The 24,104-nt window shown below is 63.3% G+C and carries 22 protein-coding genes and 4 tRNA genes; 23 read left to right on the top strand and 3 right to left on the bottom strand.

Going from position 1 to position 24,104, the window contains the following annotated elements; all coding sequences use genetic code 11:
- Positions 1 to 98 precede the first annotated feature (98 nt).
- Positions 99 to 1,034 (top strand): enoyl-CoA hydratase/isomerase family protein, encoded by a 936-nt coding sequence (locus AC6I1W_RS00225; RefSeq protein WP_117189715.1) that lies wholly within the window; start codon positions 99 to 101, stop codon positions 1,032 to 1,034.
- 1 nt (position 1,035) lies between these two features.
- On the opposite strand, the gene AC6I1W_RS00220 is transcribed toward AC6I1W_RS00225, so the two are convergent.
- Both AC6I1W_RS00220 and AC6I1W_RS00215 read right to left on the bottom strand, forming a co-directional pair.
- Positions 1,036 to 1,929: an exodeoxyribonuclease III gene (locus AC6I1W_RS00220; protein WP_016666135.1), complete on the bottom strand. Its 894-nt coding sequence runs from the start codon at positions 1,927 to 1,929 to the stop codon at positions 1,036 to 1,038.
- Positions 1,930 to 1,982: 53 nt separating this feature from the next.
- Positions 1,983 to 2,399: a GNAT family N-acetyltransferase gene (locus AC6I1W_RS00215; RefSeq protein WP_231128473.1), complete on the bottom strand. Its 417-nt coding sequence runs from the start codon at positions 2,397 to 2,399 to the stop codon at positions 1,983 to 1,985.
- 164 nt (positions 2,400 to 2,563) lie between these two features.
- On the opposite strand from AC6I1W_RS00215, the gene AC6I1W_RS00210 reads away from it, so the two are divergent.
- The 16 genes from AC6I1W_RS00210 (at position 2,564) to rplL (ending at position 12,852) form a co-directional block, all read left to right on the top strand.
- Positions 2,564 to 2,644, top strand: a tRNA-Tyr gene (locus AC6I1W_RS00210).
- 204 nt (positions 2,645 to 2,848) lie between these two features.
- Positions 2,849 to 2,921 (top strand) — tRNA-Thr (locus tag AC6I1W_RS00205).
- Positions 2,922 to 2,984: 63 nt separating this feature from the next.
- Positions 2,985 to 3,059: transfer RNA gene (locus tag AC6I1W_RS00200), tRNA-Met, on the top strand.
- 56 nt (positions 3,060 to 3,115) lie between these two features.
- Positions 3,116 to 3,286, top strand: a complete 171-nt coding sequence (rpmG, locus tag AC6I1W_RS00195) for a 50S ribosomal protein L33 (RefSeq protein WP_004809087.1) — start codon at positions 3,116 to 3,118, stop codon at positions 3,284 to 3,286.
- Between the two features lie 116 nt (positions 3,287 to 3,402).
- Complete coding sequence (locus tag AC6I1W_RS00190; RefSeq protein ID WP_117189699.1) at positions 3,403 to 3,831, top strand: FAS1-like dehydratase domain-containing protein; 429 nt, start codon at positions 3,403 to 3,405, stop codon at positions 3,829 to 3,831.
- Positions 3,828 to 4,244, top strand: a complete 417-nt coding sequence (locus AC6I1W_RS00185) for a MaoC/PaaZ C-terminal domain-containing protein (RefSeq protein ID WP_117189700.1) — start codon at positions 3,828 to 3,830, stop codon at positions 4,242 to 4,244. Before AC6I1W_RS00190 ends, AC6I1W_RS00185 begins: the two co-directional genes overlap by 4 nt.
- On the top strand, positions 4,241 to 5,371 hold the full coding sequence (locus tag AC6I1W_RS00180; protein ID WP_065673166.1) for a UDP-N-acetylmuramate dehydrogenase: 1,131 nt from the start codon (positions 4,241 to 4,243) through the stop codon (positions 5,369 to 5,371). Before AC6I1W_RS00185 ends, AC6I1W_RS00180 begins: the two co-directional genes overlap by 4 nt.
- Before the next feature lie 101 nt (positions 5,372 to 5,472).
- Positions 5,473 to 6,738, top strand: a complete 1,266-nt coding sequence (locus tag AC6I1W_RS00175) for an aspartate aminotransferase type Ic (protein ID WP_117189701.1) — start codon at positions 5,473 to 5,475, stop codon at positions 6,736 to 6,738.
- A 132-nt stretch (positions 6,739 to 6,870) separates the two neighbouring features.
- Positions 6,871 to 8,067: an LCP family protein gene (locus AC6I1W_RS00170; protein WP_065673164.1), complete on the top strand. Its 1,197-nt coding sequence runs from the start codon at positions 6,871 to 6,873 to the stop codon at positions 8,065 to 8,067.
- A 108-nt stretch (positions 8,068 to 8,175) separates the two neighbouring features.
- A tRNA-Trp gene (locus tag AC6I1W_RS00165) sits at positions 8,176 to 8,248 on the top strand.
- Between the two features lie 93 nt (positions 8,249 to 8,341).
- Complete coding sequence (gene secE / locus AC6I1W_RS00160; RefSeq protein WP_065673163.1) at positions 8,342 to 9,001, top strand: preprotein translocase subunit SecE; 660 nt, start codon at positions 8,342 to 8,344, stop codon at positions 8,999 to 9,001.
- Positions 9,002 to 9,024: 23 nt separating this feature from the next.
- Positions 9,025 to 9,927 carry a transcription termination/antitermination protein NusG gene (gene nusG / locus AC6I1W_RS00155; protein ID WP_065673162.1) on the top strand — a complete coding sequence of 301 codons (903 nt, stop codon included), beginning with the start codon at positions 9,025 to 9,027 and terminating at the stop codon, positions 9,925 to 9,927.
- Positions 9,928 to 10,162: 235 nt separating this feature from the next.
- Complete coding sequence (rplK, locus tag AC6I1W_RS00150; protein WP_016666126.1) at positions 10,163 to 10,594, top strand: 50S ribosomal protein L11; 432 nt, start codon at positions 10,163 to 10,165, stop codon at positions 10,592 to 10,594.
- Positions 10,595 to 10,668: 74 nt separating this feature from the next.
- A complete protein-coding gene (gene rplA, locus AC6I1W_RS00145; RefSeq protein ID WP_117189702.1) occupies positions 10,669 to 11,367 on the top strand; it encodes a 50S ribosomal protein L1 in 699 nt (232 codons plus the stop codon).
- 461 nt (positions 11,368 to 11,828) lie between these two features.
- Complete coding sequence (gene rplJ, locus AC6I1W_RS00140; protein WP_015582149.1) at positions 11,829 to 12,443, top strand: 50S ribosomal protein L10; 615 nt, start codon at positions 11,829 to 11,831, stop codon at positions 12,441 to 12,443.
- Between the two features lie 13 nt (positions 12,444 to 12,456).
- A complete protein-coding gene (gene rplL, locus AC6I1W_RS00135) occupies positions 12,457 to 12,852 on the top strand; it encodes a 50S ribosomal protein L7/L12 (RefSeq protein ID WP_016666124.1) in 396 nt (131 codons plus the stop codon).
- Positions 12,853 to 13,097: 245 nt separating this feature from the next.
- Here rplL and AC6I1W_RS00130 read toward each other — a convergent pair whose 3' ends face one another.
- Complete coding sequence (locus AC6I1W_RS00130; RefSeq protein WP_171048663.1) at positions 13,098 to 13,271, bottom strand: hypothetical protein; 174 nt, start codon at positions 13,269 to 13,271, stop codon at positions 13,098 to 13,100.
- 31 nt (positions 13,272 to 13,302) lie between these two features.
- Here AC6I1W_RS00130 and AC6I1W_RS00125 point away from each other — a divergent pair, with 31 nt between their 5' ends.
- The 6 genes from AC6I1W_RS00125 to rpsL all read left to right on the top strand — a co-directional run bounded on the left by AC6I1W_RS00125 (position 13,303) and on the right by rpsL (position 24,104).
- Positions 13,303 to 13,515 (top strand): hypothetical protein, encoded by a 213-nt coding sequence (locus AC6I1W_RS00125; protein ID WP_138774621.1) that lies wholly within the window; start codon positions 13,303 to 13,305, stop codon positions 13,513 to 13,515.
- 4 nt (positions 13,516 to 13,519) lie between these two features.
- The gene (locus AC6I1W_RS00120; protein ID WP_138774622.1) at positions 13,520 to 14,704 is read left to right on the top strand and encodes a hypothetical protein; all 1,185 of its coding nucleotides are present in this window, start codon (positions 13,520 to 13,522) and stop codon (positions 14,702 to 14,704) included.
- 179 nt (positions 14,705 to 14,883) lie between these two features.
- Positions 14,884 to 18,363: a DNA-directed RNA polymerase subunit beta gene (gene rpoB, locus AC6I1W_RS00115; protein WP_004809074.1), complete on the top strand. Its 3,480-nt coding sequence runs from the start codon at positions 14,884 to 14,886 to the stop codon at positions 18,361 to 18,363.
- A 167-nt stretch (positions 18,364 to 18,530) separates the two neighbouring features.
- Entirely contained in the window at positions 18,531 to 22,412 is a 3,882-nt protein-coding gene (locus tag AC6I1W_RS00110; protein WP_117189704.1) for a DNA-directed RNA polymerase subunit beta', read from the top strand.
- 436 nt (positions 22,413 to 22,848) lie between these two features.
- Positions 22,849 to 23,400, top strand: a complete 552-nt coding sequence (locus AC6I1W_RS00105; protein WP_489687019.1) for a hypothetical protein — start codon at positions 22,849 to 22,851, stop codon at positions 23,398 to 23,400.
- A gap of 332 nt (positions 23,401 to 23,732) precedes the next feature.
- Complete coding sequence (gene rpsL, locus AC6I1W_RS00100) at positions 23,733 to 24,104, top strand: 30S ribosomal protein S12 (RefSeq protein ID WP_004809066.1); 372 nt, start codon at positions 23,733 to 23,735, stop codon at positions 24,102 to 24,104.

Here is a 24,104-nt window from a genome sequence, read left to right as displayed (position 1 = left end):
GTGGGATGGGTGCAGGAGACATGTCCCCGCCATCGGTGAACGCCTTCGCCAACCAGCTTTTCTGGGTGGTGATTCGGCAAGGTGGCAGGCTTGGGGTCATGGATGAGGTGAAGATCAGCGGTACCGACGATGTGACGATCACCCTGGATCGCCCCCGAGCCATCAATTCGTTGTCCGGCGAGATGCTGGCGGCCATTGGGAAGGCCGTCGAGGATTCGCCGCGCAGTATCGACCTGTCAGGCGCGGGAGAGCGCGGTTACTGCTCCGGGGCTGACATCCGTGAGCTCAGGTCGCTGGCTCTGGAAGATCCCGAGGCTGCCGGCGACTGGTTGGATTTCGAGTACGACGTTGATGCGGCGATCGCGGCGGTCCACTCCGGAACCGCGCATCTGCACGGGATCTCCATGGGTGGTGGTCTTGGTTTGGCCCTTCGCCTCAAGCAGGTCGAGGCACGAGAGGACCTCGTTCTGGCGATGCCGGAGACGGGTATTGGGCTGTGGCCTGACGTCGGTGTGTCTTTCGAGCTGTCCCGCGCCCCACGGCATGTCGGGCGCCACCTGGCCATGACGGGAGCCTCCATCGACGCAGCCTCGGCGCTGTGGGCTGGTCTGGTGGACGAGGTCGTTGACGCCGACGGCAATCCTGCTGACGTCGATCCAGTCGCATGCCAGCTGGCCCGCGACGCGGTGTGGATTCAGGAGTGCTACGACACCGACGATCCGGTTGAGGTGTGTCGTCGACTGGCTGATCGCCCGGAGGAAGCCGCACGCAAGACCGCTGAGCACATCGCGACCCGCTGCCCGTTGTCGGTGGCCGTCGCGCTGGCAGCCGTCATCAAGGCAGAGAGTGCGTCAGGACTCGCTGAGGTCTTGGAGACTGATCGAGCCTTGGGGCGCTCCTTCATGCGCGACTCGGACTTCTGTGAGGGGGTGCGGGCTCAGCTGGTCGATAAGGACCGCAACCCCCACTGGTCACACGAGAGTCTGGCCGGCGTCCCCGTGCGTCGTGTTGAGGAGATGTTCGACCCGTCCTGAGTCACAGGTCGTAGTCGACGACGACAGCCGCGTGGTCGGAGGTGCGCTCGGCGTAAGAGGGGTCGCGGTCGATCTCGGCCGTGACGGCCTTCCTCGCCAGCTCCGGTGAGGCCAGGTGATAGTCGATACGCCATCCGGCGTCATTAACGAAGGCCTTGCCGCGCCAGCTCCACCAGGAGTAGGGACCGTCGACGTCAGGGTGCTGGGCGCGCACGACGTCGACGAGGGTCTCGGGAGACAGGATGGTGTCGAACCACTGCCTCTCCTCGGGCAGGAATCCCTCGTTGCGTTGGTTGGACTTCCAGTTCTTGAGGTCGGCGTTCTCATGGGCGATGTTGAAATCGCCCATGAGAAGGACATGACGCCCCTGGGCCGCGCACTCCTGGCGTCGGGTCGCCAGGTACTCACGGAACCCGGCAAGGAAGGTCATCTTGCGGTCCTGCTTGGCTATGGACTTCTCGTCCTTGGGGTCCGGAGTGGCTCCCTTGGGCAGGTACAGGCAGGCGACGGTGACGGGTGCGTCGGCGAGATCAACCTCGATGTAGCGCCCCTCGTCAGCGAAGGGAAGCAGCTCAGCTGGTAGTCGATCGGTGATTCCGGTGCGGATCTCGTCGAGATTGGGTGTCTCTCCGGGGGTCATGACGAGGTGGGTGCCCCAGGATCTCACCTCGGCCGGAGCAGTGCGGGTGAGCAGGGCGACGCCATTGCGCCCGGCCAACGAACCCGGCGCCCAGGAGACGTGACGATCGCCGAACGCCCCCTCCGGGAGATCGGCGGGACGGCAGCGCACCTCCTGCAGGCCGATGACGTCGCAGTCACGGGTCTCCATCCAGTCGGAGAATCCCCGTTTCAGGGCAGCTCGGATGCCGTTCACGTTGAAGCTGGCGATGCGCATGGGGAGAGTCTGTCACAGGGTGACGACGCAGTGACGCGACGACTGTTCCGGCATCACTCGTAGAGGTACCTGACGAAGGCCTTTCCCTCCTCGCGGGCGATGTCATGGAGTCCACACGACTCGTAGAAGGCGACGATCTCGGGGATGTCGTCGGAGAGTAGGACGATCTGGCGCAGCCCCGAGTAGTGCTCCATCATCGACGTCAGCAGGTGGCAGCCAATCCCATGTCGCTGCCATTTCGGATGAACCAGTAGGTCCTGGATGAGGGCGACCTGGACGCCGTCAGAGATGGCTCGTGAGAAACCGATGAGTTCACCGTCGGTCCTGGCACATCGCACCTGGTCGACTCGGTCGAGCAGCCCCTCCATCTTGTACGGGTGGGTGGTGTAGGCGGTCCAGCCAACCGAGTTGTACAGGGTCATCAATTCTTCGATGTGAGGGTGCTGATGGTCATAGGAGACGCCTGACATGTCGGCATCGTACAACATCGTACAACTCGGCGTGCGGACGGGGAGCCTCATCACAGGGCCACATGCGGTGGTCCTGGCTGGTTCGTCGGGCTTGTTGACGGGCCGGATTGGTCACGACGCCGGCATGCCTGCTAATATTTTCGATCGCTGGCTCGCGCCAGCAAGGCAGGTTGCCCGAGTGGCCAAAGGGAGCGGTCTGTAAAACCGTCGGTTCGCCTACGTTGGTTCGAATCCAACACCTGCCACGCAACCCCCGGGTCGGATGGATTCGGGGGTTGGTTTCGCCAAGGCAGGATTCTTGGCCGACTCGTTCGGTCGAGGAAACGGTGGAGGCGAAACGACCTGGTTCGATTGATTACCGGTTCCCACGAGGGGCTTCATTCCGGGGTCAGGGGATTCGGGTTCCAATTTGCCAACGACTGGAAGCTCGTGTAGTTTTCTCATTCGTTGCCCCTATAGCTCAGTAGGCAGAGCGTCTCCATGGTAAGGAGAAGGTCAGCAGTTCGATTCTGCTTGGGGGCTCTGAGTGTGAATCGGCCCCACTCGCCCGGTGGGCCGGGTCCGAATGGGCGCCGAGGATCACATGGCGGGGTAGCTCAGGGGTAGAGCAAGCGGCTCATAATCGCTGTGTCGCGGGTTCGATTCCCGCCTCCGCTACCAAAACAAACCGGGGAAACTCGGGAGCGCACACTCCACACGGCTCGAAAGTAGGAAAGATGGCCAAGAAGTCCGGCGACGTTCGCCCGAAGATCACGCTCGCCTGCACCGAGTGCAAGGAGCGCAACTACATCACCAAGAAGAACCGCCGTAACAATCCTGATCGCATGGAGATGGCGAAGTTTTGCCCGCGCTGCCACAAGCACACCGCGCATCGCGAGACCCGCTGACGTCGGGTTTTCAATCCAAGAACCTTTGACGAGGGGTCACCTGAGGGCGGCTCCTCGTCTTTTCGCTCGTTCCTAAGAGTTCTGTGGCGTCGGAGGTCTGGGATAGCCTGAACGACATGCCGATCAGTCCTGATGACGTCGGGCGCACGTATCCGACGACAGACCCTTACCTCGTTACCGCGGAGAAGATCCGGGAGCTCGCCACCGCCTTGGGCGACACTGCTCCGGCCTACCGGGGTGACGACCCCATTGCTCCACCCACATTTGCCATGGTGTTGGCGTCCCGGGCGTGGGAGGCACTGTTCGACGACGAGCAGCTTGGCCTCCAGCTGGAGCACATGATTCACACCGATCAGTCCTTCAACTGGATCCGTCCGCTCCACAAGGGTGACGAGGTCACCTCGAGCTTGAGGATCACCTCGGTTCGTACCCGGGGCAACACCGACATCATCGGTATCGACGTCTCCTTGGACCATGTCAATGGCGAGCATCTCGGCAACGCCACCTCGACCTTGTGGCACACCCGTCCGGAGGCGAATGCATGAGCGCGCAGCTGACGGAAGGTCAGACATTCGGGCCGCGAGTCATCGGTGTCACCCGGACCACCTTGGTCCGCTATGCCGGTGCGTCAGGGGACTTCAATCCGATCCACTACAGCGACCGTGCTGCCCGGGAGGCCGGCATGGACGGCGTCATCGCCCACGGCATGTGGACGATGGGGGCGGCCCTGGGTGCTGTCATCGAGTGGGTCGGGGGGCCTGAGCAAGTACTGTCCCAGAGAGCTCGCTTCACCCGCCCGGTGCTCGTCCCCGACACCAAGGAGGGGGCGTCCATCGAGGTCGCCGCCACGGTTCGCAGGGTTGTTGATGACACCGCGACCCTTGGCGTCGACGTCAAGTGCGGCGGACAGTCCGTTCTCGGACGAGTTGAGGTCGTCATCAAGCAGGGGGAGCAGTGAGTACCACTGTCATCGGTCCCTACGAGGACGACGACCCCACCGAGGCATGCAGCACCATCCATCACGAGGCGATTGGCGCGACGACCACCCTCATCGGAGGGGACGACGTCCCGCTCGCCCCGCTCACGACGTTCAAAGTGGGTGGCCCGGCTCGTCATCTCGTCATCGCCACGACCAATGACGAGCTCCTGCAAACCGTCCGCGACTGCGATCGACGCGGCGAGCCCTGTCTTGTGCTCGGAGGCGGTTCCAACGTCCTCGTCGGCGACGATGGATTCGACGGCACCGTCGTGCGTGTCGCGACCTCGGGACTGTCCGCCGAGGTGTCCTCATGCGGTGGTGCTCTGGTGACGGTTGCCGCCGGTCAGGTTTGGGACGACTTCGTCGTCCACGCCATCGAGCAGGAGTGGATCGGCCCGGAGTTCCTCTCCGGCATACCTGGTCTCGTCGGCTCGACGCCGATCCAGAATGTCGGCGCCTATGGCGTGGAGGTCTGCGAGTTCATCGCCCGGGTGCGTACCTGGGACCGTGTCGATGACACCCAGCGCACCTTCACCGCGGACCAGTGCGGCTTCGGCTACCGCTCCAGCCGGTTCAAGGCCGAACCAGACCGCTATGTCGTCCTGGACGTCACCATGCAGTTCAACCTCGGTACTCGGTCGCTCCCGGTGCGCTATGCCGAGCTGGCGCGTCGTCTGGGGGTCGAGTCAGGAGAGAGGGCCAACACCTCCGAGGTCCGCGAGACCGTCCTGGAGGTGCGTGGTGGCAAGGGCATGGTCCTCAACCTTGATGACCACGACACCTGGAGTGCGGGGTCCTTCTTCACCAACCCGTTGGTGGCTCCCGACGAGGTTCCGGAGGCTGCACCCGCTTTTGTCCAGCCTGATGGTCGTGTGAAGACCAGCGCCGCATGGCTCATCGACCACGCCGGATACGGCAAGGGGTTCATGGTGGCCGAGGACTCCCCGGCTAGCCTGTCGACCAAGCACGTGCTGGCCCTGACCAACCGCGGCAGCGCCAGCTCCGACGACCTCACTGCTCTGGCGCGCACCATCATCGAGGGAGTTCGCGACGCGTACGGCATCACCTTGGTGCCTGAACCACGCCTCGTCGGTTGCGCCATCTGAGGTCGATGGAACTCGTCCAGACCGACGACCCTCCAACCTCGTATGGCCGGGTGTGGAGGGTCGCCTGTCATTGTGGCGGACCCAGGGGCCATAATTGGCCTATGCTGACCCCGCTGACCGACTTGTCCCCCGATGACCTGTCCGCCCTGCACGAGCAGCTGAGCGATGAGCATGCCGAGCTCGTCGCCCGTGGTGTCTCTCTCAACATCACCCGCGGCAAGCCTTCCCCGGCACAGCTTGACCTCAACGCGGACCTGCTGACGATTGATATCCCTTCCCACGCCGAGGACGGCCAGGATGTCCGCAACTACGGAGGCAACCGCGGACTCACCGAGATTCGCCGTATCTTCGGTGAACTGCTGGGGGTCGACGTCGATCACATCATCGCTGCCGACAACTCCAGCCTGTCGATCATGCACGATCTCGCGATGTTCGCCTTCGTCCATGGCATCGCGGGTGAGAAGCCGTGGTTCGGCCAGAACGTCAAGTTCATCGCCCCGGTCCCCGGCTACGACCGCCACTTCGCCATCTGCGAGCACCTCGGTATCGAGATGATCCCGGTGGAACTGGGGGAGCACGGCCCTGACGTCGACGAGGTGGCCAAACTGGCCGCCGACCCGTCCGTCAAGGGCATGTGGGTGGTGCCGATGTACGCCAACCCGAACGGCGTCGTCTACGACGAGGAGACCGTTCGTGCCCTGGTGTCCATGCCTGCCGCCCCCGATTTCCGTATGTGGTGGGACAATGCCTACGCCCTGCATCACCTGACCGACACCGAGCGTCCACCGCTGCCAGTGCTGCAGTGGGCCGAGGAGGCTGGTAACCCTGACCGCGTCTTCGAGCTCGCCTCGACCTCCAAGATCACCTTCGCCGGCGACGGCATCTCCTTCCTGGCCTCCTCGAAGGCCAACCTGGACTGGTACCTGGGACATGCGGGGATCCGCTCGATCGGCCCTGACAAGGTCAATCAGTTGCGTCACGCGAAGTACCTGGGTGACGCCGAGGGTGTTCGCAAGCTCATGCGTGCCCACCGCGAGATGCTCGCCCCGAAGTTCGCCCTCGTCGACGAGATCCTCACCAACCGCCTCGGCGGTCGTGGGGTCGCCACGTGGACCCATCCGACCGGCGGTTACTTCATCACCCTCGACGTCATGGATGGCACGGCTTCTCGCGTGGTAGCCCTGGCCAAGGAAGCCGGCATTGCCCTCACCTCGGCCGGGGCGTCTCATCCGCTGCACGATGACCCGCACGATCGCACCATCCGTCTGGCGCCGTCCTTCCCTAGCATGGGCGAGCTGCGAGAGGCCATGGAAGGTGTCTCGACCTGCGTCCTGCTGGCAGCCGCTGAGAAGCTTCTCGCCAGCTGAGAGAGGCCTTTCTGCAATTCGGCGAAACCCCTTATGCTGGCCTCGCACGTGCGAGAAGTGTGTGGGGCCGTTGGCGTTGCGTATCCTGAAGGCCTACTGGTCCGCTGAGTTCCAGCAGGAGGGGGCATACCCGTGGCTCACGACGACGGACTCAATCTGTTCGACGACCCGGACGATTTCGAGGGCGAGAACGGCGTCGACCCTGACGCCAGCGAGGCACCTCGTCGTGGACTCCCCGCCGGGGATGCTGAGCCGACTGCCGGACGGCGCGGTTATGACCCGGACGAGGAGGACGCCACCGTCGATGAGCTTCTCGAGGAGCACTCCGACGACGATGATGAGGACCGTGCGGCATCGGCAACGGCGGCCAGACGCAAGCGTCGTTGGCCGAAGGTCTTCCTCGTCATCGTCCTGGCGCTGCTGCTCATCGTCGTCGGCATCATCGCCTACTACCTGCGGTCGATCAATGTTGGTATGAACAACGTCAATCGCGCCCCGGTGGCGGTTCAGGGCACTCGTCCGCCGTCGGTCGAGACCGGTGCACAGACCTTCGTCCTCGCCGGGTCGGACTCCCGCGGATGGGATCGTGGCCGTTCTGACACCCTCATGATTGCCTACCTGCCCGCCGATCGCGAGAAGCTCTACCTCATCAGCTTCCTGCGTGACATGTGGGTGACGATCCCGGCCAATGACGTCGTCAAGAAGGATTCCAAGGCCAAGATCAACGCCGCCTACTCGTGGGGTGGCATGCCTCTGACGATCAAGGTGCTGGAGGGGCTGACCAACGTCAAGATGGACCACGGCGCCGTCATCGACTTCAACGGGTTCAAGCAGCTCAGCAGAGACCTTGGTGGCATCCAGGTCTACAACCCGCAGGAGTTCGACAGCATGGGTCATCACTTCGACAAGGGCAACGTGACCCTTGAGGGGGATGCTGCTTTGGCGTACGTCCACGAGCGTAAGAGCCTCAAGCACGGCGACCTGGACCGTGCCGCTAACGAACGAGCCGTCCTCACCACGATGATTGATAAGATCTTCTCGGCCGGCACACTGACGAATCCGAAGAAGTTCTCCGAGGTGGTGTCCGACGTTGGTTCCACGATGACGGTCGACGACGCGCTCACCAACAAGGAGGTGCGCAAGTTGGCTACCAGCCTCAAGTTTGACTCCGGGGCTGACGTCGTCTCCCTGCAGGCTCCCATCAAGGGTTTTGGTAGGTCGAAAGACGGTCAGCAGTACGACATCGTCGATGAGGCCGGTATGCAGGAGTTGGCACAAGCGATGAGGACTGACACCATGGACCAGTACGCGGCCAGACACCCTGCGTGATGGATGACCGGCGGGGAGTTTTGGAGAGGACCTGCGAGTCTGATTCGACGTGAGACCGAATCCTCTCCTATACTCCCTGTGCTGGCGTTGCCCACCAGGCAGCGCCGAAGGGCACTAGCTCAATTGGCAGAGCAGCGGTCTCCAAAACCGCAGGTTGGGGGTTCAAGTCCCTCGTGCCCTGCGAGACGCATGTGCGGGGCGTATCCCTGGTGCGCAGCCGTGGCGAAGTCCTGGTCCACGGAACCAACCGTCAGGCAGGACCCGAAGGAACAGCGTGACCGACGAGAAGCGAAACCTCAGTGACGGAGACGATCCTTCCGTCGAGGGCGAGCTGTCTCCGAGGGGGGAGGATCTTACATCCCGCAACCTTACGGAGGCTGAGGAGTACGACGTCGTCGATCCCGAGGCTGAGGAGTTGACGACTCCTGACGATGTCGTCGACAAGACTCCTGACAAGGCCGACCCCGAAGACATGGTGGTCGACGATCCCGAGCAGCTCGAGGAAGCCGAGAAGGCTGCAGTTTCCGCTCGTTCCAGCCGTCCGGTTCGCAAGAAGGACGCCGCTGGCAAGCCAGCTCGACATGGCAAGCCGGTGCGCAAGGGTGCCAAGGAAGTTGACGCCGTGGACGGGAAGCCCGCAGCTGCTTCTGCTGCCAAGCCTGCTGGCCCTGGGCCGAAGCGCGAGTTGACCAAGGCCCCCGTCCGCAAGCAGAGCAGCAAGCAGAAGGCTGCCGAACAGGGCAGCCATCGCACCGGCCCGGTGACCTTCACGAAACAGTCGGTTGCCGAACTGCGCAAGGTCAAGTGGCCCACCGGCGACGAGCTGGGCCAGTACTTCCTCGTCGTCCTTGTTTTCGTTCTGCTCATCATCGCTTACGTCAGTGGCTTGGACGTCCTCTTCGGATGGATCATCATCAAGCTCTTTGGCAACTGACGATCACATTGGAGAATTGATCTGTGACTGACAGCCCCCATTTCAGCGAGAACGACGACGTCGAGATCAACCTCGACGTGTTAACCCCTGACGAGACCGAGAAGAAGGACGACCAGGTCGACATTGACCTCGGAGATCTCGGCGAGGAGGACTCCGCCAAGGAGCCTGAGATTAACCTCGACTTCGGTGACGACAAGTCCGAGGAAGCCTCGGATGACGACATCGCCCGTAACCTCGGTATCGGCCAGGCTGCCGACGACGAGGAGAAGTCCGACGAGGACGAGCCAGCCGATGCCGGCAACCAGGACGCCGTCGACGCCGCCATTGAGGAGTTGCGCGACGAACTGTCCTCGAAGTTCGGCGAGTGGTACGTGCTGCACACCTACTCCGGCATGGAGAACAAGGTGAAGCAGAACCTCGACGCCCGCGTGCAGAACTTCAACATGGAGGACTACATCTTCGAGACGGTCGTCCCCACCGAAGAGGTCGTCGAGATCCGTAACGGCACCCGCCGCACGATCACCAGGGTGTACCTGCCCGGTTATGTGCTGGTGCGCATGGACCTGACCGACGACTCGTGGGGCATTGCGCGTCACACCCCGTCGGTGACCGGGTTCGTCGGTCAGTCGACCACCCCGATCCCACTGACCTTCGACGAGGTCGTCACGATGCTGACGCCGTCGGTCGTCGCCAAGGTCGCCCACGAGAACGCCGACAAGGCCCCCTCGCCCAAGGCCAAGCCGAAGGTCGAGGTCGCTGATTACGAGGTCGGCGAGTCGGTGCAGATCACCGATGGTCCCTTCGCCGGCGTCCCGGCTCAGATCACCGAGATCAACACCAACAACCAGCGTGTCAAGGCCTTGGTCGAGATCCTCGGACGTTCCACCCCGGTGGATCTCGAGTTCAACCAGATCGAGAAGATCTGAGAATTTTTCGATTCTCTACGCGAGCCGGACCGTGATGGGTTCGGCTCGCGTCGTCTTTCGGCTGGCCGAGCACCGGTGTGATGCCTGCTGGTCACACCGACGCCCCCTTGATTTTGGACCCACCGGCCGAGTCGCTTAGACTTGATCGGTGCGTCTGTGTCCGGATGCTCGTCACGCCCGGACTCGCACTGGCGGTATCAACCGATGCCGTCACGACCGAAAGAAGGACCCATCAATGCCTGCTAAGAAGAAAGTAGCGGCTCTCGTCAAGGTCGCTCTCCAGGCTGGACAGGCCACCCCGGCCCCGCCAGTCGGTACCGCTCTTGGTCCCCATGGTGTCAACATCATGGAGTTCTGCAAGGCCTACAACGCTCAGACCGAGGGACAGCGCGGAAACGTCGTCCCGGTTGAGATCACCATCTACGAGGACCGCACCTTCAGCTTCGTCCTCAAGACCCCGCCGGCTGCTGAGCTCATCAAGAAGGCTGCCGGAATCAAGAAGGGCACCGAGAACCCGCTCACCCACAAGGTCGGCAAGATCACCAAGGATCAGGCCCGCGAGATCGCCGAGACCAAGATGCCTGACCTCAATGCCAACGACGTCGAGGCCGCCATGAAGATCGTGGCCGGCACCGCCCGCTCCATGGGCGTCGAGGTCGAGGCCTGAAGCTCACAACCCACAGACAGTTCTTGTGGAGGGGCACGCGCTGCCCTCACCACACCTGGTGAAAGGAACCAGACATGAAGCGCAGTAAGGCATATCGCGCAGCCGCTGAGAAGGTGAACTTCGACCAGCTCTACTCCCCGGAGGAGGGTCTGGCCATAGTCACATCCGGTGCGTCGGCAAAGTTCGACGAGACCGTCGACGTGGCCATCCGTCTCGGCGTCGACCCCAAGAAGGCCGACCAGATGGTTCGCGGTACCGTCAACCTTCCCAACGGCACTGGCAAGACGGCACGGGTCCTCGTCTTCGCCACCGGTGAGAAGGCCGAGGCCGCCCGTGCTGCGGGCGCCGACGAGGTCGGTGACGACGACCTCATCGCGAAGGTCCAGGGCGGATACCTGGACTTCGACTCCGTGGTCGCCACCCCGGACATGATGGGCAAGGTCGGTCGTCTGGGCCGCGTCCTCGGTCCCCGCGGCCTGATGCCGAACCCCAAGACCGGCACCGTCACCATGGACGTTGCCAAGGCCGTCTCTGACATCAAGGGTGGCAAGATCGAGTTCCGTACCGATCGTTACGCCAACCTCCACTTCCTCATCGGGAAGGTGTCCTTCGGGTCGGAGAAGCTGGCTGAGAACTACTACGCTGCTCTCGACGAGATCCTGCGTCTCAAGCCGAACTCCGCCAAGGGTCGTTACCTGCGCAAGGTGACCGTCTCCTCGACGATGGGTCCGGGCGTGCAGATCGATCCTGCCTCCGCTCGCGTCGCTGAGTGACGAACTGACTGACGACGGCCCCTGCAGCCATGGTGCTGCGGGGGCCGTTCTGTGATGTCAGGGGATCACTCAAAGGACCAGATGCGGACAACATCTGCACCAACTCCGTCTTCGGGGCTGACTGGTACGTCGGCGTCCGTGACCTGGACGAGGCCTTCCCCCGCACGGCATGGGTGATGCCGAGAGTGGTTGGCCCGTGTCGCTGGTGCGGGCAACGGGGGCCTTCCGCTCAATTTGGTCTACCGCTCTCCGTCAGTTACGCTGTACAAGTTGCCGTAGACCGCTGGCCGGGTTTCCCGCCAAGCACCCGGAGTGACGGATGGCCCGCGCAGGTGAACGCCGAGATGCTCTGCTACCCCGTCGTGCGCCTGTGCACCGGGGTTTTCTTTTGTCCTCCCTGCGGCTCCGGTGCTGACAGCCCAGCTGCCAGCATGACGTACGAGAAGTGGGAAGGAGACCCAATGGCTAGGCCTGACAAGGTCGCCGCGGTCGCTGAGCTGAAGGAGAAGTTCTCCTCGGCCGACGCCACCGTGCTGACCGAGTACCGCGGTCTCTCCGTGTCGGCGCTCAAGGATCTGCGCCGTTCACTGGGGAGTGACGCCACCTATGCCGTTGCGAAGAACACCCTGACCCGCATTGCCGCCAAGGAGGCGGGTATCGAGGGACTTGACGAGCAGCTCGTCGGCCCCACCGCCCTCGCCTTCATCAACGGTGACGTGGCCTCCGTGGCTAAGGGTTTGAAGAACTTCGCAAAGGACAACCCGCTCCTGGTCATCAAGGGCGGCGTGATGGACGGCAACGTCCTCGACGCCGACCAGGTCAAGAAGCTTGCCGATCTCGAGTCCCGTGAGGTCCTCCTCGCCAAGCTCGCCGGTGGCCTCAAAGCCAACCTCACGAAGGCCGCTGTGGTCTTCAACGCCCTGCCGTCCAAGGCCGCCCGCGGCCTCGGCGCCCTGCAGGAGAAGGCTGCTGCTGATCCGTCCGTGATCGGTGGAGCTGGAGAGGCTTCCGACCAGGAGCCCAAGACAACCGAGACCCCTGAGGCGTCCGCCGCCCAGGACAACACCAACGAGTGAAAGGACGCCCATCATGGCGAAGCTCAGCAACGAAGAGCTCCTTGACGCTTTCAAGGAGATGACCCTCATCGAGCTCTCCGAGTTCGTGAAGCAGTTCGAGGAGACCTTCGACGTCTCCGCTGCCGCCCCCGTGGCTGTCGCCGCTGCTGCCGGTGCTCCGGCTGCCGGTGGCGAGGCCGCTGCCACTGAGGACGAGAAGGACGAGTTCGACGTCATCCTCGAGTCGGCCGGCGACAAGAAGATCCAGGTCATCAAGGAGGTCCGTGGCCTCACCAGCCTGGGTCTGAAGGACGCCAAGGACCTCGTCGAGGGCGCTCCGAAGCCCGTCCTCGAGAAGGCCAAGAAGGAAGACGCCGAGAAGGCCAAGGAGGCTCTCGAGGCCGCCGGTGCCACCGTCACCCTCAAGTGACCCGGTGAGGGCCGCCCGAAGTGGCGACTGAAAAACTTTGCGCCGCCCCCTTGTGGGGCGGCGCAATCGTATTTTAGTCTTCTCCCTGACCGAGATGGGATGTATTCCCAACAAGCTGACCGATGCTCCGGCTCAGGGAGCTTCGGTGATGTCTATAAGCGATGGCGGGACAATGCGAAAGACCATTATTGGAGGGCTTGCTACAGAGCTGTCCTGGCGATGAGCGCAGCAGTGATGCCGATGGCTCAAGCCAGCGAGCCTCCGGTTATCGGCAGCGAGCCCATGAGGATGGTGCCGTCTGGGGCGATGCCGTGCAATCCGGCTGGAGCACCGGTCGAAGTGGCCAGGACCGGGACCATATCGACGCAGGGGCAGGTGTTTCCGGCATGCGCTGGGGGCGGATCGGTTGTTTTGCCCATGCGATTGGTGGTCCCTGGCAAAGTTAATCGAGTGGACGTTGGTAAGTTCTCGGTCAAGGTTAAGGGGCGGACAGCTTACCAAGAGCCCAAGAAGCAGTACTGGATTGACAAGGACACCGCTGGCCACGGTGGCAGCGCGTGGAAAGTCAAAAAGGGTGATCCACGTGGTAAGTCTGACCTCGTGGTGTCTGTTACCGCGAGCGGTGTTCCACTACGCGGGAAAATGATCGCGATTGCGGGGTGACGTCATGACCGGGACAAGGATTGAGCAATGGCCTTGGGCTGGTGGCCCTGAGGTTGACTGGCTGCGCGGGTCTGGTGTCTGTGGGGCTGATCCCATTGGGGTGGTCACTGCTGGTGGCCGAGATCTTGTCGTCCTTGGCCCGCTGGACGACTGGCGGTCCAGCGACGGAAATCTGGGCTGTGGGGGAGTCCTGCTGGGTGGGGAAGGGCCGATCCTCGTCGTGTGGGACAAATCCGGTGTGCGGGTCCTACCGTCCGGGTGCCCGGCCCTGCCGTGGCTGATCGTCGAACCCGAGGGGGAGCTCGCGGAGATACTGGCAGCCCTCATCCGTGCCGTGCCGAGTCAGTGGTGCCAGGAGTTCTCCGAGGACCTGCCCGAGAACCAGGGTTCGGTCACCCTCCCCGAGGATCCCGAGTGGGCCGGTGCCCATCTACCGATCCCGGTTCCGCAAGGAGCCCCGGCAGAATACCTGCTGGTCGTCGGTCGTCGAGGCGGCAGCGTCGTCATGCGCGAATGTGCTGGCATCTGTGATGACTGGTGGCAGGGCACCGCTGATCTGGAGGCCGTCGACTGCGTTCCCGAGGGGATTGGCCTACCGGAGGGTTGGAATGGTGTGACCTTGGGTCGGACCCACGTCGGCCATCCCACCCTCGTCACCGAGGACGTGGCTGGGGCCAAGATCTTGTGTGGGGAAGTGGCCGGTGATCCGGTGGCTGAGATCGTCAACGGCCAGTTGCGTCGCCTCCGTGCCCCGGCGCTACCAACCTGTGCACTGCTCACCGTCAGGTCCACCGCTGAGGGCCGGGCACAACTGGACCCCGGTGCGACTCTCATCGTCACTGACGCCGAAATCCTTGCTGGGTGGGGAAGTACGGCTCGTCCTCATCGCTCCTTGCATCATCTCAGTGCGGAGGGTGACCACCTCGTCATCATCGACCATGGCCCATTGCTGCCGGCACATCGCCCGGCTGACCGGGCCCAGGAGTACCACAGTGCCACCGTGGTACGCCGCGAAAGAGGGGACGCACCGATCACAACGACCCTGTGGTGGGCTCCGGGCGACGACACACCCCGCCAGGTCGGGAATAACTGTTTGGCTGGTCATGTGATCGAAGGGTGGTATCACCCGTTCGTCGGAACGCCGGTCGATCCGTTGCTCCTCGGGCTGTGGCGAGAACTCGTCGGGTGAGCCCCTCGTCTTCCTCCGATGGCTGGGTCGCCCTGATTGTGGTTGCATTATTTGTGATAATGTCGTAGACTCATTCCTTGCACCATAGCCAGCGATCGCCCATGCTTGACATGGGCGGTTTGTCATGCCCCCAGGCCGGCCGACGGGTCGGTTGTAGGAGTTCTCGGAAGGACCGCACATTGGCCGCCACGCGCACTGCGTCGAAGAACACCAACGCCATTTCGCCCCAGTCGGGACGAATCTCATTCGCCAAGATTCACGAGCCGTTGGAGGTTCCCAACCTTCTCGACTTGCAGGTTGAGTCGTTCAACTGGCTTGTTGGCAACGAGATATGGCAGTCCCATGTGGACGCCGCCCTTGCAGAGGGACGCACCGATATCAACACCAAGTCCGGCCTCGAGGAGATCTTTGAGGAGATCTCCCCGATCGAGGACTACTCCCAGACGATGTCCTTGTCTTTCCGGGATCATCGTTTCGAGGATCCCAAGCACAGCGTCGACGAGTGCAAGGATCGCGACACCACCTACGCGGCCCCGCTGTTCGTGACCGCGGAGTTCATGAATAACGAGACCGAGGAGATCAAGTCCCAGACGGTCTTCATCGGTGACTTCCCGCTCATGACCTCGAAGGGCACCTTCATCATCAACGGCACCGAGCGTGTCGTCGTCTCCCAGCTGGTGCGTTCCCCGGGTGTCTACTTCGAGAAGACCGCCGACAAGACCTCCGACAAGGATATCTTCACGTGCAAGGTGATTCCGTCGCGTGGCGCTTGGCTCGAGTTCGAGATTGACAAGCGCGACACCGTCGGAGTTCGTCTGGACCGTAAGCGCAAGCAGAACGTCACCGTTTTCCTCAAGGCCCTCGGCTGGACCGCTGACCGCATCCTCGAGGAGTTCGGCGACTACGAGTCGATCCGTCAGACCCTCGAGAAGGATCACGGCGTCGAAACTCAGGATCAGGCGCTGCTGGACATCTACAAGAAGCTGCGTCCTGGCGAGCCGCCGTCCCGTGACGCCGCCCAGCAGCTGCTCGAGAATTACTACTTCAACCCGAAGCGCTACGATCTGGCCAAGGTTGGTCGTTACAAGATCAACAAGAAGCTCGGTCTGTCCCTGCCGTTCGACCAACAGGTGCTGACGATCGACGACATCGTCGCGGCGATCCACTACGTGTGCGCCCTGCACGAGGGCACCGAAATGCTCCCGCGCGAGGGACGCGACGACATCGTCGTCGAGGCCGACGACATCGACCATTTCGGCAACCGCCGTCTGCGCACCGTCGGCGAGCTCATCCAGAATCAGCTGCGTACCGGTCTTGGTCGGATGGAGCGTGTCGTGCGTGACCGCATGACCACCCAGGACATCGAGGCCATCACCCCGCAGACCCTGATCAACATCCGTCCGGTGACAGCCGCGATCAAGGAATTCTTCGGAACATCCCAGCTGTCGCAGTTCATGGACCAGAACAACCCGCTGGCCGAGATGACCCACAAGCGTCGTCTGTCGGCCCTGGGACCCGGCGGTCTGTCCCGTGACCGCGCCGGCATGGAGGTTCGAGACGTCCACCCGTCGCACTACGGTCGTATGTGCCCGATTGAGACCCCTGAGGGTCCGAACATCGGTCTGATTGGTTCGCTGGCCTCCTTCGCCCGCGTCAACGCCTTCGGCTTCATCGAGACCCCGTACCGTAAGGTCATCGACGGGCAGGTCACCGACCAGGTCGTCTACCTGACCGCGGACGAGGAGGATCGTCACGTCATCGCCCAGGCCAACGCCAAGGTCGATGACGACGGCCGTTTCGTCAATGATCGCGTCCTGGTGCGCCAACGTCACGGCGAGGCCGACGAGGTCCCGAACTCCGAGGTCGACTACATGGACGTCTCCCCGCGCCAGATGGTGTCGGTGGCGTCCGCCCTCATCCCGTTCCTCGAGCACGACGATGCCTCCCGAGCCCTCATGGGCGCCAACATGCAGCGTCAGGCCGTGCCGCTGGTGCGTACCGAGGCTCCGTTCGTCGGAACCGGTATGGAGTACCGCTGTGCGGTTGACGTCGGTGACGTCACCCTCGCCGAGAAGGCAGGTTCGGTCCTGTCGGTGAGCGCTGACCTCATCGACATCGCCTGCGACGACGGCACCTACCAGACCTACAAGCTGGAGAAGTTCCGTCGCTCCAACGCCGGTACCTGTATCAACCAGCGTCCGCTGGTCACGGTGGGGCAGCGTGTCGAGGTCGGTACCCCGCTTGCTGACGGCCCGTCGACGGACAAGGGCGAGCTCGCTCTCGGCCGCAACATGCTGGCCGCCTTCATGCCGTGGCAGGGCCTCAACTACGAGGACGCCATCATCCTGTCCCAGCGCATCGTCTCCGACGACGTCCTCACCTCGATCCACATCGAGGAGCACGAGGTCGACGCCCGTGACACCAAGTTGGGCGCTGAGGAGATCACGCGGGACATCCCGAACGTCTCCGAGGACATGCTGGCCAACCTGGACGAGAACGGCATCGTGCGCATCGGAGCCGAGGTCGGTACCGGCGACATCCTCGTCGGCAAGGTCACCCCGAAGGGCGAGACCGAGCTGACTCCTGAGGAGCGTCTGCTGCGCGCCATCTTCGGTGAGAAGGCCCGCGAGGTCCGCGACACCTCCCTCAAGGTTCCCCACGGTGAGGAGGGCACCGTCATCGGCGTGCGCGTGTTTGACGCCGAGAACGGTGACGAGCTGGCCCCCGGAGTCAACCAGATGGTTCGCGTCTACGTCGCTCAGAAGCGCAAGATCTCGATCGGTGACAAGCTCGCCGGACGTCACGGTAACAAGGGTGTCATCTCGAAGATCCTGCCCGTCGAGGACATGCCGTTCCTGCCGGACGGCACCCCGGTTGACATCATCCTCAACCCACTGGGTGTGCCTTCCCGTATGAACGTCGGTCAGGTGCTCGAGATGCACCTCGGTTGGATCGCCCACTCCGGCTGGGACATCACCCAAGCCGAGGGCGACTGGGCCGAGCGTCTGCGCGAGGTCGGTCTCATCGACGTCCCCGAGGAGTCCCGTCTGGCCACCCCGGTCTTCGACGGTGCCACGGAGGAGGAGATCACCGGTCTGTTGCAGTACGGTCACCCGACCCGCGACGGCGACATGCTCGTCGACGCCGACGGCAAGGCCACCCTCTTCGACGGTCGTACCGGCGACCCCTTCCCGTCCAAGGTGGGTGTCGGCTACATGTACATGCTGAAGCTGCACCACTTGGTCGACGACAAGATCCACGCCCGTTCCACCGGTCCGTACTCGATGATCACCCAGCAGCCCCTTGGTGGTAAGGCCCAGTTTGGTGGTCAGCGATTCGGCGAGATGGAGGTGTGGGCCATGGAGGCCTACGGCGCCGCCTGGGCGCTGCAGGAGCTGCTCACCATCAAGTCCGATGACGTTCCCGGCCGTGTCAAGGTCTACGAGGCGATCGTCAAGGGCGAGAGCATCCCGGAGCCGGGCATCCCCGAGTCCTTCAAGGTACTCGTCAAGGAGATGAAGTCGCTCTGCCTGAACGTGGAGGTGCTCAACTCGGAGGGCCAGGAGATCGATCTGCGCACCTCCGACGAGGACACCCGGTCCGGTCTGGGTATCGACATCGGGCGTCGCCCCGGTGCCGACAACGCCATGGCCGACTGACCTGCCCATTCTGCCGGGGCGACGACGTCGCCCCGGTCCCTGAACACAGTCCGTTTGACGGGGGTGGGGACGGGCCCGGACAACCCGCCCCACACAGACACCCCGACTGGAACCCCTCCTGACGAGGAGGGGCTACCACCCACCCAGGTGGGGGAAAGAGAACAATCGTGCTGGACACCAACTACTACGACCGGTTGCAGATCGGCCTGGCCACGGCCGACCAGATCCGTGCGTGGAGCCACGGCGAGGTCAAGAAGCCCGAGACCATCAACTACCGCACCCTCAAGCCCGAGCGTGACGGCCTCTTCTGCGAGAAGATCTTCGGCCCGACCCGTGACTGGGAGTGCTACTGCGGCAAGTACAAGCGCGTCCGCTTCAAGGGCATCATCTGTGAGCGCTGTGGCGTCGAGGTGACCCGTTCCAACGTGCGTCGTGAGCGCATGGGACACATCGAGCTGGTCGCCCCGGTGACCCACATCTGGTACTTCAAGGGAGTTCCCTCCCGTCTGGGTTACCTGCTCGACATTGCCCCGAAGGACCTCGAGAAGGTCATCTACTTCGCGGCCTACATGATCACCGCCGTCGATGAGGAGGCTCGCCACCGCGACCTGCCGTCGTTGGAGGCCAAGGTGCAGACCGAGCGCTCCCGCATGGAGCAGCGTCGTGACTCCGAGCTGGAGGCCCGCCGGGTCAAGCTCGAGGAGGACATGGCTCAGCTCGAGGCCGACGGTGCCAAGGCTGACACCCGTCGCAAGGTCAAGGACGGCGCCGAGAAGGAGCTCAAGCACATCGAGACTCGGGCCCAACGCCAGATCGATCGTCTCGACGCTGTGTGGGATCGCTTCAAGAACCTCAAGGTTCAGGACCTTGAGGGTGACGAGATCCTCTACCGCGAGATGAAGTCGCGCTTCGGCAAGTACTTCGAGGGTTCGATGGGCGCCGAGGCGATCAAGCGTCGTCTCCACGACTTCGACCTCGCCGCCGAGTCCGAGAAGCTGCGCGAGATCATCAAGACCGGCCGCGGCCAGAAGAAGACCCGCGCCCTCAAGCGCCTCAAGGTCGTGCAGGCCTTCCTCGAGTCCGGCAACTCGCCGGAGGGCATGGTCCTGGACTGCGTCCCGGTCATCCCGCCGGATCTGCGCCCGATGGTGCAGCTCGACGGTGGCCGCTTCGCCACCTCGGACCTGAACGACCTCTACCGTCGCGTCATCAACCGAAACAACCGCCTCAAGAGGCTGGTTGACCTCGGCGCCCCGGAGATCATCGTCAACAACGAGAAGCGCATGCTCCAGGAGTCCGTCGACTCACTGTTCGACAACGGTCGCCGTGGGCGTCCGGTGAGTGGGCCGGGCAACCGTCCGCTCAAGTCGCTGTCTGACATGCTCAAGGGCAAGCAAGGTCGTTTCCGTCAGAACCTGCTCGGTAAGCGAGTCGATTATTCCGGCCGTTCGGTCATCGTCGTGGGCCCGCAGCTCAAGATGCACCAGTGCGGTCTGCCGAAGGCCATGGCCCTAGAACTGTTCAAGCCCTTCGTCATGAAGCGTCTGGCCGACCTCGAGCACGCCCAGAACGTCAAGTCCGCCAAGCGCATGGTCGAGCGCCAGCGTCCCGTGGTGTGGGACGTCCTCGAGGAGGTCATCAAGGAGCACCCGGTTCTGCTGAACCGTGCACCTACCCTGCACCGTCTGGGTATCCAGGCCTTCGAGCCCCAGCTCATCGAGGGCAAGGCCATCCAGCTTCACCCGCTTGTCTGCTCGGCCTTCAACGCTGACTTCGACGGTGACCAGATGGCTGTGCACCTGCCGCTGAGCCCTGAGGCCCAGGCCGAGGCCCGCGTCCTGATGCTGTCGACGAACAACATCCTCAAACCGGCTGACGGTCGCCCGGTCGCCCTGCCCTCGCACGAGATGATCATCGGCGCCTACTACCTGACGATGGCCCTTGACGGCCTCAAGGGTGAGGGACGTGCTTTCTCCTCGCTGGCCGAGGCAATCATGGCCCATGATCTCGGCGAGCTCGAGATCGGTGCCAAGATCAAGCTGCGTCTCAAGGGCGTCGTGCCGCCGCACGGCGAGACGGTTCGCGCTGACGGCTCCGTCATCCTCGACACCACCCTGGGACAGGCCCTGTTCAACGAGGTGCTGCCGGACGACTACCCGTATGTCGACTACCTCGTCGGCAAGAAGCAGATTGGCAAGATTGTCAACGACCTCAGCGAGCGGATGACCCAGCTCGAGGTGGCCCACGTCCTCGACAACCTCAAGAACATCGGCTACAAGTGGGGTTCGCTGTCCGGCGTGACCGTCTCCATCGGCGACGTCCAGACCCCGCCGACCAAGCCGGAGATTCTGGCGGGGTACGAGGCTCGCGCCGCCAAGGTCGACCGAGAGTACGACCGTGGTGCCGTGACCGAGGAGGAGCGTCGTCAGGATCTCATCCAGATCTGGACCGAGGCCACTGCTGAGCTGACCTCCGCCATGGAGGCCAACTTCACCCAGACCAACCCGGTTCACATGATGGTCGACTCGGGCGCTCGAGGCAGTATGACCCAGATGCGTCAGATCGCCGCTATGCGCGGTCTGGTGGCTGACCCGAAGGGTGACATCATTCCTCGTCCGATCAAGTCCAACTTCCGCGAGGGCCTGACGGTTCTGGAGTACTTCATCTCCACTCACGGTGGTCGTAAGGGACAGGCTGACACCGCTCTGCGTACCGCTGACTCCGGTTACCTGACTCGTCGTCTGGTCGACGTGTCCCAGGACGTCATCGTCCGCGAGGAGGACTGTGGCACCACCCGTGGCATGCCCAAGACCATTGCTGTCGACGCCGGCAACGGCAACTTGGTGCGCGCCGAGGGGCTGGACACCGCGGTGTACGCCCGATGCCTGGCTGCCGACGCCCTCGACGCCAATGGCAATGTCGTGGTGGCGGCCAACTCCGATCTCGGTGACGAGGAGATCTCCAAGCTCATCGCTGCTGGTATCTCGCAGATCAAGGTGCGTTCGGTGCTCACCTGCACTGCAGCCCAGGGCTGCTGCGCTCGTTGCTACGGACGTTCACTGTCGACCGGTCACCTGGTTGACGTCGGTGAGGCCGTCGGCATCATCGCTGCTCAGTCGATTGGTGAGCCTGGCACCCAGCTGACGATGCGTACCTTCCACACCGGTGGTGTCGCTGGTGACGACATCACCCAGGGTCTTCCCCGTGTCGTCGAGCTCTTCGAGGCCCGTAGCCCGAAGGGCAAGTCGCCGCTGGCCGAGGCCGCTGGTGTCATCCGCATCGACGAGTCCGACAACCGTCGCAAGCTCGTCCTGGTACGTGACGACGGCGAGGAGGACGTGGAGTACGTGCTGCCGCGCCGTGCCCGTCTCGAGTTCGACCTCGACGGCACTCACCGTGTCATTCGTGACGGAGTGCGGGTTGCCGCAGGTGAGCAGCTCATGGGTGGCACCGCCGACCCGCAGGACGTGCTGCGTATCTCCGGTGTTCGCCGGGTGCAGGAGTACCTCGTCAAGGAGGTTCAGAAGGTCTACAACACCCAGGGCGCTGGCATCCACGAGAAGCACATCGAGATTGTCATTCGCCAGATGCTTCGCCGCATCACCGTCATCGAGTCCGGTGACACCCAGATGATGCCTGGAGAGCTGGTGGACCGTAACTCCTACGAAAACGCCAACCGCAAGGCTGTCGCCGAGGGTGGTCGCCCGGCTGAGGGTCGTCCGGTGCTCATGGGCATCACGAAGGCCTCGCTGGCCACCGAGTCCTGGCTGTCGGCTGCCTCCTTCCAGGAGACGACGAAGGTGCTCACCGATGCCGCCATCAACGGCAAGACGGACACCTTGGTCGGCCTCAAGGAGAACGTCATCCTCGGTAAGCTCATCCCGGCCGGAACGGGCCTGGAGGTCTACCGCAACATGAGGGTGGAGCCGACCGCGGAAGCCAAGGCTGCTGCGTTCACGATGAACTACGACCCGTTCGACTACGACTTCGGTTCGGGGTCGGGCGCGGCTGTTCCGCTCGACGATCTGGATCTGGGTGATTTGAGCTGAGGCTAGGACCCGGCTGCGAAAGCCTCTCCTCCCCACGTGGGGAGGAGAGGCTTTTGTATGAGGCCTGAACGTCGGTCAGGGTGCCGTTGTCCTTGACATCGGTGCTATTGATCTCGACTTTGTCGAGGTGACGGGGCCGGGGAGGATCTCTGCATGTTCATGCGGGGGATCGGCAAGCTGCGATCTCCGCTGGCAAGGCCGTCGTTTATGGACCTGTGACTGACACCTGGGTTGCCGGTGGTCAGCATGGTGGTCAGTCGGCGGGGGCGTCGAGGGGCCAGGCTGCTGCCAAGTTTACTGATCAGCCGTCTGGAGCGCAGGCCGGATCGGTGCGCCGCTCGGTGGTACTACGACGGACTGGCGAGGCGTGATTGGAGGCGTAGACTGCGGTGGTACGCCTGCTAAGGTGCTTGCTGTGTTACGAGGGGATAGCGGGATGAAGCGAACAGCTCTGACGGGGATGGTTGCAGCATGCTTGGGACTGGCCGTTTTCGTAGGGACGGCTCCGGGGGCAAGTGCGCACCAGGTTGCTCCCGTTCCCGTTCCGACATCCCGGGCCACTGCGGATGCCCGCCCGACTCATCGTGCATCGGTGCATGTGAGTGTTGGCGTCAGCCTGCCGACTCACCATCGGGGCATCGTGCCTCCGGAGATTCGTGGCGGCACCGTTTACCTGCCGGACGTCAGTGCTGGCCCCATCATCCTGCCGACCGTCAAGGGCGGGACGATCGCCCTTCCCGACGTCAAGGGCGGCACCATCACCCTTCCCGACGTCAGTGGACGTCCCATCGTCCTGCCGAAGATTGAGGGTGGGACGGTGAGCATTCCGCCGATCGTCTTCCCCTCCATGCATGCCATGGGCAGCCTTCGCGTCAACGGAACGATCAGGGGACAGGTCAACGACAAGGGCCATGGTAACTTCCTGGCTGCGGGCGGCGTGGGTGCTCCTGTGTCTCGCCCGGTGGCCCTTCCTCGAACGGGTGCCTGAGGAGCTGCGGACGCAGCGCTTTTCATCTGTGGAGTTTGATTTCCATGGGGTTTCGTGGCGCCCCCGGTGCGCCTCCTCGCAGCGTCGCTGAGTTTGACCCCCTGAAACCCGGGAGATACGCTGTTAACGCGTGTCCGGTTCGACCGGATACTTGTGCGTGCCCTGGCATGGCGACAAACGACCACTCGAGTTGCTGCGAGAAGGTCTGCCCGTGCGGAGTTCGCACGGCACTCCCAATCTGCAGCGAGGGGCAGCGGTGATCCCGACGCAGCGATGGAGGGGTGCACAGCCAGGGAATTCCGAACCCACCAGACGGAAAGAGATACCAGCCGGTGCCTACAATCCAGCAGCTGGTCCGCAAGGGCCGCACTGACAAGATCAGCAAGAACAACACGCCTGCCCTCAAGGGCTCGCCGCAGCGTCGTGGCGTGTGCACCCGTGTGTACACCACGACGCCGAAGAAGCCGAACTCGGCTCTGCGAAAGGTCGCCCGTGTGCGCCTGTCGTCGGGCATCGAGGTCACGGCCTACATTCCCGGTGTCGGACACAACCTCCAGGAGCACTCGATGGTGCTCGTGCGTGGCGGTCGTGTGAAGGACCTCCCGGGTGTGCGTTACAAGATCGTCCGCGGCTCCCTCGACACCCAGGGTGTCAAGGGCCGCAAGCAGGCCCGTAGTCGTTACGGCGCCAAGAAGGAGAAGTGA

The organism is Cutibacterium sp. KB22876 (assembly GCF_059728865.1).
This window is presented reverse-complemented; position numbering and strand designations above follow the sequence as displayed.